The following is a 13,942-nucleotide window of genomic DNA, read 5'->3' as shown; positions in this document are numbered from 1 at the left end:
TTCCCTGCGTTCTCAGTTCCCCCACAAGTCGGGGGAAGAAGGGTGAGAATTTTTATTGACGAAAGAGAGAAACTTTCTCCCTTTCTTGGGGCGAAAAGTCTAAACAGAGGAAACCTCTGTTAGCATTAGGTTCTCGCGAATGGAGGAGCAAAGCTTGTCAACACAGCAGGCGAATGGGCAAGGTCTTCCGGTTAATTGGACTTACCTCCTTAGACAAAACTGCTAGCGAATTGCGGCTAGCAGGAGTGAATCTAAATTTTTGATGAAGGTAAGAGTTGTTAATCGGGAATGTTACTGAAAGAAGCGATCGCGTCTTAGTCCAATCGGAACCCTAGAACGAATAAAAGTAAAAAGGCTATCTCCGGTTTGGGTTGTTCCGTCTGTTGTATACGGATACGCTTCATCGTTTCACAATCGAACCTTTTATAATTTTTGTTGAAAGTACCGAACCAGGCATCCGAATGTTTACTGATTTCCAGTCCCCAGAAGCAACCACTCAATCTGAAATACAAGCAGCGGTTGAGCGTCGGCGTAACTTTGCGATTATTTCTCACCCCGACGCCGGTAAAACAACGCTGACCGAAAAGCTGTTGCTGTACGGAGGTGCGATTCACGAAGCGGGGGCGGTGAAGGCGCGTCGAGCGCAAAAAAAGGCAACTTCTGACTGGATGGAGATGGAGCAACAGCGGGGAATTTCGATTACCTCGACGGTGTTGCAGTTTGCATATCACAACTGTCAGATTAATTTACTGGATACTCCGGGACACCAAGATTTCAGTGAAGATACGTATCGGACGCTGGCGGCAGCAGATAATGCGGTGATGCTGATTGACGCAGCGAAAGGTTTGGAACCGCAAACACGGAAGCTATTTGAAGTATGCCGGATGAGAAAAATCCCCATCTTCACTTTTGTGAATAAACTCGACCGCCCCGGACGGGAACCATTGGAACTGCTGGATGAAATTGAGCAGGAATTGGGATTGCAAACCTATGCGGTAAACTGGCCGATTGGGATGGGCGATCGCTTCAAGGGCGTCTACGACCGACGCCAGCAGAAAATTCACCTATTTGAGCGCAGCGCACATGGCAAGCGGGAAGCCCTGGATACCGTTGTAGACGTGGGAGATCCCCGAATTGAAGAACTGCTAGAGCAAGAACTTTACTATCAGCTCAAAGAAGATTTAGAACTCCTGGAAGGCGTTGGCTCAGAACTGGATCTAGACCTCGTTCACAATGGCACCATGACGCCCGTGTTTTTTGGTAGCGCCATGACCAACTTTGGGGTGGAGTTATTTTTGGATGCGTTTCTCGACTACGCCCTCAAACCCGGTTCCAGGCAAAGCAGTAATGGTGCAATTCCACCCACTTACCCAGAATTCACGGGTTTTGTCTTCAAGCTGCAAGCCAATATGGACCCGAAGCACCGCGACAGGATAGCATTTGTTCGGGTCTGTACCGGCAAGTTTGAAAAAGACATGACGGTAAATCATGCCCGTACTGGCAAAACCGTTCGCTTGTCTCGTCCTCAGAAACTATTTGCCCAAGATAGAGAATCGATTGAAGAAGCGTATCCCGGCGATGTTATTGGATTGAACAATCCTGGCGTCTTCGCAATTGGCGATACGATTTATACGGGTCAGAAGCTAGAGTACGAAGGTATTCCCTGCTTCTCTCCGGAATTGTTTGCTTATCTGAAAAACCCCAACCCTTCTAAGTTCAAGCAATTCCACAAGGGCGTCTCGGAATTGCGGGAAGAAGGTGCAGTGCAAATCATGTACTCAGTGGATGAAGGCAAACGCGACCCAATCCTAGCAGCGGTGGGACAATTGCAATTTGAGGTAGTGCAATTTCGCTTGCAGAATGAATACGGTGTTGAAACTCACACAGAATTATTGCCTTATAGTGTGGCTCGTTGGGTAGCCGGTGGCTGGGAGGCTCTGCAAAAAGTAGGGCGTCTTTTCAACACCGTGACGGTGAAGGATAGCTGGGGGCGTCCGGTGCTGTTGTTCCGAAACGAATGGAATTGTCAGCAGGTGCAAGCGGATCATCCAGAGTTGAAGTTAAATTCTGTAGCGCCTGTAGCGGCGGGGCAACAACCAGTAGATTTTTGACCTAAGCGCTTGGTAAAAGCCAATACCTCACTGGTTTCCTGGGTCATGATTGATGGAACCCAGGCTGTTTCAGGCTGGGTTCCACTATCCCGTCGGAGCCGGATATCAAAAAAGGTGGACACTTGCCCACCTTACCTACCCTCATCTTCCGTTTTATCTAGAAAGGGCGGGGTTTCCCCGCCCCTACTATTAGGCGTTCGTGTTAATACTCAGCAGCACCTCACCTTTGATCATCCGTTGGGCGGCATCAAGGAGCGCTTCTTCCAGATAAGGCTTGGTAAAGTAGCCCTTGGCTCCCAACTGAGCTGCCATTTGCTGGTGCTTGCTAGCGCCACGAGAAGTTAGCATGGCTACTGGCAGATGGTTGAGGCTGGGGTCTTTCTGAATCCGTGAGAGCAACTCAAGTCCGTCCATGCGAGGCATTTCAATGTCGCAGAAGACAATCTCGCAAGGCAGACCCGACCGAAGTTTATCCCAAGCTTCCTGACCGTCACGGGCTTGTTCCACTCGGTATCCTGCCTTGTTAAAGGTCATAGAGAGAAGTTCGCGCACCGTAATTGAGTCATCTACAATCAAGACCATCGGATCGGTCTTCACTGCTGGAGCCTCTACAGGAAGGGAAACACCCGCCTTATCCCACAGAGAAACGTTACGGTCTTTGCCAATCCGACCCGTCGCTAAGTCAATCAGCTCTAGAACGTCAGCAATGGGCATGATCCGACCATCCCCTAAGACAGTAGCACCTGCGACGCCTAGGGGCTTGGGCACAGGGCCTTCCAGTTGCTTAATCACAATTTCTTGTTCTCCCAGCACCTGATCTACTTGGACGGCGATAAAATTGCCAGCACTGCGTAGCACGACAACCGAAATCATGTCATCTTCCCTGTTTCCACCATAAACGGTGCCTCGACTGAGGTGACGCTGGTAGGTCAGTAGTTCCTCTAGAGGTTGGAAGGGCATGAGAGAGTCGCGCCAAGAGATACAGGTCTCACCTTCTGAGTTCGTTTGAATGCGGTCTTGGGGCACATCCAACATATCTTCCACCCCATCCATCGGGAAGGCAATGCGAGCTTTGTCACTCAGGCAACAAAGTGCTTTGCAGATACTTAAGGTAAGGGGCAGACGAACGGTAAAGGTAGTGCCCTTGCCTAGGGTGGAGTCTGTTGTGATTACACCGCGAATTTCGTTCAAACTGGTGCAAACCACATCCATCCCGACGCCGCGACCTGAGAAGTCATCGGCTTTGTCTTTGGTACTAAAACCAGGATGGAAGAGCAGATCGTAGACTTCCAGACGGGTCATGGACTTGGCTTCAGATGCGGTAATCAGCCCTTTTTCGACTGCCTTTGCCTTTACCCGTTCTGAATCAATGCCTGCGCCATCATCCGAGACGGAGATAACGGTTTGGTTGCCTTGATGGAAGGCTCGGATGGTAATCCGACCTACGGGAGGCTTTCCGGCGGCTATACGCACTTCTGGCGGTTCAATGCCGTGAGTGATGGCATTGTTCACCAGGTGCGTCATCGGATCGTAGAGGTGTTCCAGGATCACTTTATCGATCAAGGTTTCCCGACCCTCAATCTGTAGCTCGGCTTGTTTGCCGCACTTGAGAGAAATCTCGCGGACGGCACGGGGCAAGCGGTCGGCAGTTTGGGCAAAAGGCACCATGCGCGATCGCGTCAATCCCTCTTGCAACTGAGTCGTCACCTGCCGCAGCATCCGGGCGACTTGGTCGGTTTCATCAACGAGGAATTCAATGTCAGCCGCCGACTCTCGGACGCGGACAATTAGCTCAATGATTTCTTGGGAAAGGCTGTGGAAAGGCGTAAACAGATCGAGTTCCAATTCACCCAAACCAAAACGGCTGTTGGCGGGAGCCTCCTGCGCTGCCGACGTATGGTCAGGTCGGGCGTTGAACCGATTGCTTTGACGACTGGCGAGTAGAGAGCTTTCTAGGAGCGATCGCTCATACCGATCCTGCATCCTCGCTCCCACGTCACTGAGTTGCTGTACCTGGTGCAGCAAGTTATCCAGAAATTGTCGCAGGCGTTCTTGATCCTGTTCCAAAGTGTTCCGGTTCACCACTAATTCCCCCACCAGGTTGCTGAGGTTGTCTAGGTGCTTAACCGGCACCCGCATGGTCTGTTCAAACACTTTAACCGGACGGGGACGATTAACCGGGCGAACTTGGCCTGGGCTTGTTTTCACACTACGTGGCCCACCCATCGTCTCCTCAGCCTGTCCCAACAGTTCCTCCAAATCCCCAAATCCATCGTCAAGGGCGTCTGCGGATGTAGCTGTTTCAGCTATCGGCTTCGTAGGAGAACGCTGCGATTGAGCAAATTGAGGAACAAGCTGAGGTTCATCATCCCCCAAGAGAGCTTCCAAGTCAGCAAACTCATTCATGTCTTCTGCATCAAAAGCCGCTGGCACGGATTCCTCTTCGCCTAGCAGTGCTTCCAACTCGTCAAACTCATCGTTACTTGCCAAGTTAGATGCTGGTTCTGCGAACACTTCCTCACCCAACATTGCCTCTAATTCGTCAAACTCATCGTTTTCCACTAATGAGATGGCTAAGTCTTGGTCTTGTTCTCCAACTGTCTCTAGCAAAGACAACTCATCTAAAACAGCAGCCTCTGAAGGATTTGCAATCTCTTGTTGTTCTGTCACTAAGTCCCAGAGATCGTCAACTTCCTTCAACTCATCTGCGTCGGACGCTTGGTTTTCTGAAGGAATTTCTCCAATTAACAGATTCTCTTCAAAATCCAATCCATCCCCAAACTCTACTGGTTCGCTACCTAAGAGATCCTCTAACTCGGAAGCTGCCTCTTGAGACACCGCTGCTGAGTCGATTCCCCACTCGGCATCGTCCATGTCGCTGCTAAATAGGTCTAAATCTGCTAATTCCAGCGCTTCTGGAGTCGATGCAGATGATGCTTCTTCTCCAAACATCGCTTCCAGATTCTCTGACTCCACTGGCACCGCAGCTAAGTCGATTCCCCACTCAGCTTCCGTATCGTTACTGCCAAATAGGTCTAGGTCTGAATCTGCTAATTCCAGCGCTTCTGGAGTTGGTGCTTCTTGTTCCCCAAACATCGCTTCCAGATTCTCTGACTCCACCGGCACCGCGGCTAAGTCGATTCCCCACTCAGCTTCCGTTTCGCTGCTAAATAGGTCTGAATCTGCTAATTCCAGCGCTTCTGGAGTCGGTGCAGATGATGCTTCTTCTCCAAACATTGCTTCCAAATTCTCTGGGGCTTCCGCAGGCACTGCTGCTAAGTCGATTCCCCACTCGGCATCGTCCATGTCGCTGCTAAATAGGTCTGAATCTGCTAATTCCAGCGCTTCTGGAGTTGGTGCAGGTGCTTCTCCAAACATTGCTTCCAGATTCTCTGACTCTACCGGCACCGCGGCTAAGTCGATTCCCCACTCGGCTTCCGTTTCGCTCGTTTCGCTGCCAAATAAGTCTGAATCTGCTAATTCCAGCGCTTCTGGAGTCGGTGCAGATGATGCTTCTTCTCCAAACATTGCTTCCAAATTGTCTGACTCCACCGGCATCGCGGCTAAGTCGATTCCCCACTCAGCTTCCGTTTCGCTGCCAAATAAGTCTGAATCTGATAATTCCAGCGCTTCTGGAGTCGATGCAGATGATGCTTCTTCTCCAAACATTGCTTCCAAATTCTCTGGGGCTTCCGTAGGCACTGCTGCTAAGTCGATTCCCCACTCAGCTTCCGTTTCGCTGCCAAATAAGTCTGAATCTGATAATTCCAGCGCTTCTGGAGTCGATGCAGATGATGCTTCTTCTCCAAACATTGCTTCCAAATTCTCTGGGGCTTCCGTAGGCACTGCTGCTAAGTCGATTCCCCACTCAGCTTCCGTTTCGCTGCCAAATAAGTCTGAATCTGCTAATTCCAGCGCTTCTGGAGTCGGTGCAGATGATGCTTCTTCTCCAAACATTGCTTCCAAATTGTCTGACTCCACCGGCACCGCCGCCAAGTCGATTCCCCACTCAGCATCGTCCATGTCGCTGCCAAATAGGTCTGAATCTGCTAATTCCAGCGCTTCTGGAGTTGGTGCAGGTGCTTCTCCAAACATTGCTTCCAGATTCTCTGGGGCTTCCGCAGGCAACGAGGAATCTAAGAGATCCTCATCAAGCTCGAAAGCTGCGTCGACAGGTACTGCTGCTGAGTCGATTCCCCACTCAGCGTCGAATTCAGTAGCTAACAGATTTTCTTCATTCAAATCCAGCGCATCCAGCGCATCGGTACTGGAAGATGGCTCATCGCCTAACATTGTTTCTAGATTTTCTGCGGCATCCAGAGATTCTTGAGATGTTTCCTCTGACGGCAGCTCTAAAAACGCATCGGTTGTAGCGAAGAAATCATCGGAGGCGTCTGCCGAAACAAGGGACTCTTCCTGACTAGGATCAAACAAACTGGATAACGGCTCGCCTAGGCTAGCATCAAAAGCATCTGTATTTCCATTGGATAGGCTCATGCTGGCAAAGTCCAGAGAACTATCCCACTCAGTTGTTGCAGTTGCTTCTGGCTCTGCCTCAAAGAAGTTATCTAATGCGTCAAGTTGGGGCACTTCATGGCTTTCCCCATTCATGTCAAGAGATTCATCTAAAGATGCGAATTCTGTTGTTTCTAGCTCTGCTGCTTGCGACCCAAAGAAATCACCTAACTCATCTACCGAGACAGTTTCGGTAAGATTAGGAACAGAGTTTAGCGCCCCATTCGCATCTGCATTTTCTTGTAGCGCTAGGTTCTCGATCTCGCTACCAGTGCTTTCCGCTTCACTTTCCCAATCCAGGCTAAAGGGACTGGTTTGTGGATTGTCCAACTCCAACAAGTCCAGTGCTTCTTCGTTCCTTGCGTCTGAGGCGCTTGTATCCAGTGCAAATGCATCTGGAGACGCCCAATTGCTGGGAATATCTAAATCGTCTAAAGCTGAGAATGGCTCTTCAACCAAAGTTTCATTGAACTCCAGTTGGTTTTCCCAATCTTCTAGGTCTTCTCGTGCCGTTCCTGGCATTTGAGCTGCTGTTACTTCTGAGAAGCCCGCGGGTTGGATTGTCTCGTCCCACGCCAAGTCTGTTGCTGACCAATCCTCTAGGAAAGCTCTGTCAACGCTGCTTGTACTGGCATCGATATCTTCCACACCTGGTATGGCAGGCCAATTAAAGTCGAGGTTAACATCTCCTACCGCATCCGCTTCGATTTCGGGTGCGATCGCTTTTGACTCAAAAGGAGTTCCTATCGCTGCACTCAAGTCCAGCAGGTCGTTTGTCTCGTTTCTTGGCATCGTTTCTTCAAGCCACAGATCTGTGTTGTCATCCAACATCAGTTCATCGAGAACATCGCCATTGTCTGCTCTGGCGTGTGGGGTTTCAAACAGATCCAAGTTGCTAAAGTCAGGTTCTTCTTCCCAACCTGCTGCCGTTAAATCAACTTCATCTTCCAACAGGCTACCCATCTCCAAATCGCCTGTCAAAGCTGTACTCGTACTCTGCTCATCTTCAAACACAAAATCTGGCAAATCGTTACCAGTCGTGGCGATTGGCTCGGCGGCAGAAACACTATCGAGTACCTGCAAATCCTCGCTCGACCAATCTGTAGTCCAGTCCGACCCTTCTGTAGACATGATCGATGGAGTTTCTAACTCTTCTGAAACTTCCTGGTTGCTGTTCTCGGCTGCTTCGCCAAACAGCGTTCCTGTTGTCATCAATTCCCAGTCTGACGACGCCTGACTCGCTGCTGCCTCGATCGAGTCATTTTCGTTAGTATCTATACCCGCAGCACCAAACAGATCTTCATCCGAATCCGACTCTAACGCTTCAGATTCTGTCGCCAAGAGTGCCAAGTCTAAATTCTCAGAGGTAAGAATGCCTAATAAATCTTCATCTGTAGCAGCCGCAAGCGACTCGCTTAAAGGGTTGGCATTCTCCTGTTGCTCAAAGCTTTCATCTTCTAAGAAACTGTCACTCCAGAGATTGGCTAAATTCTCTGATGGGGTTGATTCTGAAGCTGCGCTTGGGGCATCTGCCGCAAACAGCAGGTCAGAAAAATCATCATCTCCATTTCCATCTCCATCTAACACGCTACCTGCGAACAATTGTGTAGCATCTTCCCGTTCGCTTTCGGCTGAAGGCGTTTCGCCTTCCTCTACTAAGTCTTCTCCAAATCCAAATAAAGTTAAATCATCTTCCTCGGTTGCTGAAGTGGCAGATTTTCCTAACCCATCTGTATCACCACCCAGTAAGTCAGAAAAGTCGTTTTCTTGTTCAAGATTCAACCATTCCTGACGCTCTGTGCCCATATTCTCTGCCCCATCGCCAATGACTTGTTCTTCTTGCCAGGTTTCATCCAGATCCGGGGCTTCCCCTTCAAACAAATCAGCAAGGCTATTGAGTTCTGCCATGCCGACTTCCGGCCCGTTGGGATCGGCTGGATGATTGGCAGATTCCTTACCCCGAGATGATTTGATACTCGGTTGAGAGAACGTCGTATCTGAATTCGCGGAGGTGAAGGAGGGTTCTTTCAAACCAGCCCCCGATTCACCAGCCGCAAACCGTTCTTCTTGGATAAACGTCTCTGAGTAGTTGAAACGGTCGGTTGCTTTTGGTCGGCTTTGACGGGTTCCGGCTTCTGCTGGGGTCATAGAATGCTGCGATTGTACAGACGCGATTCGGGTCTGTAAATCGGCAGTCGTTGCTCCAGCTAGTTCTTGGGCTGAATAGATGAGCGCGGGTTCGGCATCCAGTTGCTCCAAAAGCGATGGAGTGGCGGAGGATGGTAGGAGTGCCTTGAGCTGGGAACTCGGCTCAATTGAGCTAGCGCGACCTGCTAGCACCAGCTCTTGGGCTTGTTTAATTTCTTTAATAACGACAGTAGCCAGAGTGCGATAGGAATTTTCTGGATTTGCGATCGCGCTTGCCGAAGCCTGAATCAGTTCTGACCACTTCGGGCATTCATATTGTTCGCCCATCCGTTCCAAAGAGCCGCAGATTTCCTGAAGCTGTTGTCTGCATCTGGGTTGGTCGGTTTGTTTAAATAGCTGCAACATTTCGCGCAGCTGGTTGAGTACGTCGCTTTGAAAGCGTTTTTGGGCTTGCCCATCTCGAAGGTAGCCGCCTGCCGCCGTTGCCGCCCCTGTCTCTTGAGCGCCGCTAGCCGCCTCTAAGGAGACATTCCCGCCAGCCCCATTCACTAGGAATGCCATATGCTGGTTCAGTTCCTCAAACACTGGCTCGACGCCTGACATGATACCGTTAGCAATTTCCTCAGTCAGACCAAATGGGCCACTGAGTTGTTCTATCAGTTCCTTGAGGGTATCGGAAACCTTCAAAAAGAGGGACTCTAGTTTTTGGTCAATCTTCACCGGACACTCTTTGAGGACTTTGAAGCAGTCTTCTAAGCGGTGGGAGGTTCTCTGAATACTGTTGATTCCCAGCATTGCCGCCCCGCCTTTGACCGAATGGGCGGCGCGGAAAACTTCATTCACCATTTCAGAATCTTCAATGGTGCTTTGCAGATTCACCAATCCCTGTTCAATGGTATTGAGGTGGTCTTTCGCCTCCTCAATGAAGTAGCCCATGATTCGCTGTTGTTGCTCCGGCTGCATAGCAGTATCCTTCGAGAGTGCTGAGTGCTATTGACGCCCATACGGCGGCTTCCCGTAGGGAGTGCTGAGTAGGAGAAAGAAGATTTTTTCTCCACTAGATTGCTTTTAATGTACCCAATCTATACAGAATCGACATCATTGATTTTTGCCCGATTTGTAGAAACCCGATTAATCGCGTTTCCAGGGTGATTTTCAGTCGTTTTTGCCCCACAATTTCTGATTTCTCAATTTATTTCCCCTCCGTAGCTTCGATGCGGAAGCGTTCGACGGAAGTTAGCAGGTCTCGTGCCACTCCGACCAAGTTTTGCAGCGCAGTGGATACCCGTTGCGCTTCCTGGGAAGTTTCTTGTGCGGTCAGTTCCACCGATTGCATCACCTGGGCAACAGCAGAAGAAGTTTCTGTCTGTTCCACTGTGTCAGCAGTAATCGAGCGAACCAGGGCGTCGATCCGATTTGACACCTGAATGATGTCTTCCAAACTCCGCTTTGCCTGTTCTGCTCGCTTCGTTCCATCAATTACCTGTTGAGTGCCTTCCTCCATTGCCATCATCACCGAACCCGTTTCGCTCTGGATTTGCAGCACAATCTGTTCAATTTCCTTCAAAGCTTTCGCAGCTCGGTCTGCAAGTTGTCGCACTTCATCTGCCACCACAGCAAAGCCCCGACCCGCCTCACCGGCGCGTGCTGCTTCAATACTGGCATTGAGTGCTAGGAGGTTGGTTCGGGAAGCGATCCCTGAAATTAACGCGACAATCTTAGAAATTTCCTGAGAAGATTCAGCAAGACGCTTGACTTTTCGAGTCGTTTCTGCGACGGTTTCCCGAATTTGCAGAATTCCTGCCACCGTTCGTTCTACGGATTCACCACCCTTCAAGGCTGTGGCAGAGGCGGCGCGGGCGACTTCTTCTGCTTCTCTCGCATTTTCAGCAACCCGCTGAATCGAGCCAGTCATCACCTGAACCGAGTTGAGAGTCACCGCCAGCTCTTCTGCCTGTCGCAGCGCATCGGAAGACAAACCGCGAGCAAATACTTCACTGTCAGTCGCTCCTCTACTGACTTGTCGAGCCGCCATCTTCACCTGTTGAACGATTTCCCGCAGGTTTTGAATGGTCAGGTTAAAGGAGTCGGCAACGGCTCCCAAAACGTCTGCGGTGACTTCTGCCTGCACGGTCAGATCCCCACGGGCAGCACCTTCTACATCATCCAGCAGTCGAATCACTTGACGTTGCAAGTCTTCTTTTGCTTGTTCTTGCTCTTCAGCTTTGCGTTGAGCTTCGGATGTAGTGGTCAGGATGACGCGAGCCATTTGGTTGAACCCAGCGGCAAGGGAACCGAATTCGTCTTCTGAGTAAACGGTTGCCTGGGCATTAAAGTTGCCACCAGAGACAGACTCAAACTGGGCTTGGAGGTCTTCGGTGGTTTTTTTGATTTGCCGAGTCGTGATTCGTCCTAAAGCCAGGGTAGTCCCAAAGGTGGCGGCACCCGCTGCCAGACTCATCACCCAGCTGGTGTTACGGAGATGGGAGATTGTAGTGTTTTTGCTGTCTTGGGGAGCAGCACTCGCGGAGATGAAGCTGACAAGTGCAACGACAACGGCGGAGACAATTCCGGCAGCGGCGGCAGAGATCAGCGGCTTTTTACTCAGAGGGGCGTTTTCAAAGGCAGCCAAAGGGCCTTGTTCGATAGTGACGTTTGGCTCTGTTTTGGAGCCTTCTGGAGTAAAGGAAATCGTTCCGGGGCTTTGTTCGGAGGTTCCGGTGATGCTGAATTCATCATCGTGAACGCCCAAGCTTGAACTTCCGGAGGATTCGGTAAAAGTTCGCGTCTCTACTTTCCGCTTGGAATCTCCAGATGCCCGTCTTGAAGAGGTTCCCAAGTCAGAAATTCCTGCGGAGAATCCTTGGCTATTGCCTTCTGAATGGGACAGATCGAAATCCGGAATGCTCCCTAAATCGTCTCCAAAATCACCAAATTCGTCTAAGAAGTCGCTGCTACTTTCATTGAGCCGGTTGCGCTGTTGATTTTCTGAGGAAAACGAGTCATAGCCAATGGCATCGTCAAAGGCTTCAAAGTCAAATTGGTCATTTCGGGTATTCCCGTTTTGCTCGGAGTGGGCGACATAAGTAGCATCGTCTTCGTAGGGATGAGTCTCAAACGGGCGGTGACGGGATCGGGTGGGATCGTTGCTACTGGTATAAGGTTCGGTATCGCCTAAGGCATCCTGACTGTCATATCCGAAACTTTCCTCCTCTGTTCTTCTGGATTCCAGCTCTCCGGATCTCATTAACAGTGTTTCGTCTTCCAGAGGAAAGTAATTGAAATTGGGTTCTTCTAAAGTGTCGGAAGAATTGGGAATTTCAAATGTCGAATTGTCATTCTCGAAGTTGCCCGATGGCATTTGAAATTCACGATCCGCCGTTTGATCGAAGTCAGTAAAGGCGTCGAGCGGAAATGCCTCTGCATCAAAATCTGTATTGGTTGCGGGCGCTCCAGCCTCGTCATCCAGAGAACTGGGCGACCATGATTGTGCAAAGGGGTCGTGATAGGCTTCTGGTGTTTGTGCTGTTGCACTATCTGTATAGTCCGAGCTGACAAACGGATTCGCCGCTGAGTAAGACTCTATATCCTGAAAATCTCCGGAGTCGAAATCATCTAGAGAAGAGATGTCCTGAGTTGCCATCTCTGGTTCTTCTAGGGATGGCCATGCTGCGTTGGCTTCTGGAATCGCATAATCATCATGGTTGAGTGCAAATTCGTCTGGTTCCAACTCGCCACCAACGGGATCGGAAGTTGCACCAACCGATTCGGAGTAGTTTTGGCAAGAGAGGGCGTATTCTATTCCGTTGTTGGCACAATCGATAAACTCTTGGTCGTCGGTGAGCTGAGGCACCAACTCGTATTGTTCTTGCGCGATCGCGTACTGCTGTAATCCATAACAGTAAATATGACCCCGTAGAATCCGAGCATTTGGGTCATTGGGAAAATTTTCGACTAACCGATCGATGATGGCAGCTGCCTCTTCGTAGTTGCCCAGCGTGTAGGCCGAAAATGCGTGTTGATATTCTTGTGTGTAATCTGTACTTGATTTCATTTGCTTCCCCAAAACAAGTAAAAATTAAAAATTAAAAATTAAAAAATTCATTTTGCCTTTTTGCTTTTTAATTTTTAATTGATTTCATGCTGCCCATCGCGCTGAGCGAACAATTGCGACTTGGTCTAATAGTCGGAGAAACTGATTTTTCTCTTTGTCTAATAACCACTCACCCTTAAGAAAAGGTGCCATACTGTCTGGAACGTTAGTAAGCATCTGTACCTGATCGATATCGAGCCAGTCCATGCCGACAATACGCTCAACGGCTAAGCCTAACATGGTGTCCTGGTCTTCAACGGCAATCACTGGAATCTCAGGTTTATCTGTGTTCAGGGCAGATGAATCCCCTAAAAACTGCCCGAGGTCTGCGACCCAAATCACTTGCCCGCGCCAGTTCAGCGTTCCTAACAGGAGGGGAGAAGCGTTGGGAATTGGAGTAATCCTGTCTGGTGATGGAGAAACCACTTCACGGATTCCACTGGCTCCTAGGGCAAATTCGTTACCGGATGGAACGTAAAACCGCAGGTGTAATTCACCTTCAGGACTCTCCAGTTCCTGAAATCCGGGTGAGTGATCTTGACCGCTGCCTGTTAAAAAGTCCGGATTGCCGACCATTCTATCTCCTTAGCTGTTAACTGTTAGCTGTTAGCTTTTGTTACTTCTCGAAACCTAAAAGCTACTAGAACTTTGGAGGTTAGTAGTTTTGGGCTAATGGCTAATGGCTTGTTAGCCTCGTAGCAGCTGTTTGACCGTCCCTATTAGCTCGGTTGGCTGAAAGGGTTTGGCTATGTAAGCGTCTGCACCTTGTTTCATCCCCCAGTAGCGGTCAAATTCTTCTCCTTTCGACGAACACATTACCACAGGAACATTCTGGGTTTTTGGGTCGGCTTTGAGCCGACGACATACCTCATAACCGTTCATTCGGGGCATGACAATATCCAATACCACTAAGTCGGGACAAGACTTGAGAATTTGTTCCAAGGCTTCGACACCATCAGTGGCAATCGTTACGGTTAACCCACTTCCCTTGAGGAGGTCTGAGATCATTGCCCGTTGTGCGGGACTGTCTTCTACAACCAGAACTACACTCATAACTCCCTACCTACCTGTCTGC

5 protein-coding genes are annotated in these 13,942 nt (G+C 49.8%); 1 reads left to right on the top strand and 4 read right to left on the bottom strand.

Annotation, left to right across the window (positions count from 1 at the left end):
- Window positions 1-461: 461 nt before the first annotated feature.
- Entirely contained in the window at window positions 462-2,111 is a 1,650-nt protein-coding gene (prfC, locus tag NC996_RS06150) for a peptide chain release factor 3 (RefSeq protein ID WP_190414514.1), read from the top strand.
- Window positions 2,112-2,300: 189 nt separating this feature from the next.
- Here prfC and NC996_RS06145 read toward each other — a convergent pair whose 3' ends face one another.
- The 4 genes from NC996_RS06145 to NC996_RS06130 form a co-directional block, all read right to left on the bottom strand.
- A complete protein-coding gene (locus NC996_RS06145; protein ID WP_199303215.1) occupies window positions 2,301-9,737 on the bottom strand; it encodes a hybrid sensor histidine kinase/response regulator in 7,437 nt (2,478 codons plus the stop codon).
- A gap of 229 nt (window positions 9,738-9,966) precedes the next feature.
- Window positions 9,967-12,828: a methyl-accepting chemotaxis protein gene (locus NC996_RS06140; protein ID WP_190687701.1), complete on the bottom strand. Its 2,862-nt coding sequence runs from the start codon at window positions 12,826-12,828 to the stop codon at window positions 9,967-9,969.
- Between the two features lie 84 nt (window positions 12,829-12,912).
- The gene (locus NC996_RS06135; RefSeq protein WP_190414516.1) at window positions 12,913-13,443 is read right to left on the bottom strand and encodes a chemotaxis protein CheW; all 531 of its coding nucleotides are present in this window, start codon (window positions 13,441-13,443) and stop codon (window positions 12,913-12,915) included.
- A 111-nt stretch (window positions 13,444-13,554) separates the two neighbouring features.
- Window positions 13,555-13,920 carry a response regulator gene (locus NC996_RS06130; RefSeq protein ID WP_190414517.1) on the bottom strand — a complete coding sequence of 122 codons (366 nt, stop codon included), beginning with the start codon at window positions 13,918-13,920 and terminating at the stop codon, window positions 13,555-13,557.
- Between the last annotated feature and the right edge of the window lie 22 nt (window positions 13,921-13,942).

Origin of the sequence: Trichocoleus sp. ST-U2, from assembly GCF_039961875.1 — a bacterium.
In the GTDB taxonomy this organism is placed as follows: Bacteria; Cyanobacteriota; Cyanobacteriia; order Cyanobacteriales; family FACHB-T130; genus FACHB-T130.
The sequence above is the reverse complement of the archived record's forward strand: the minus strand, read 5'-3'. Positions and strand labels throughout refer to the sequence as shown.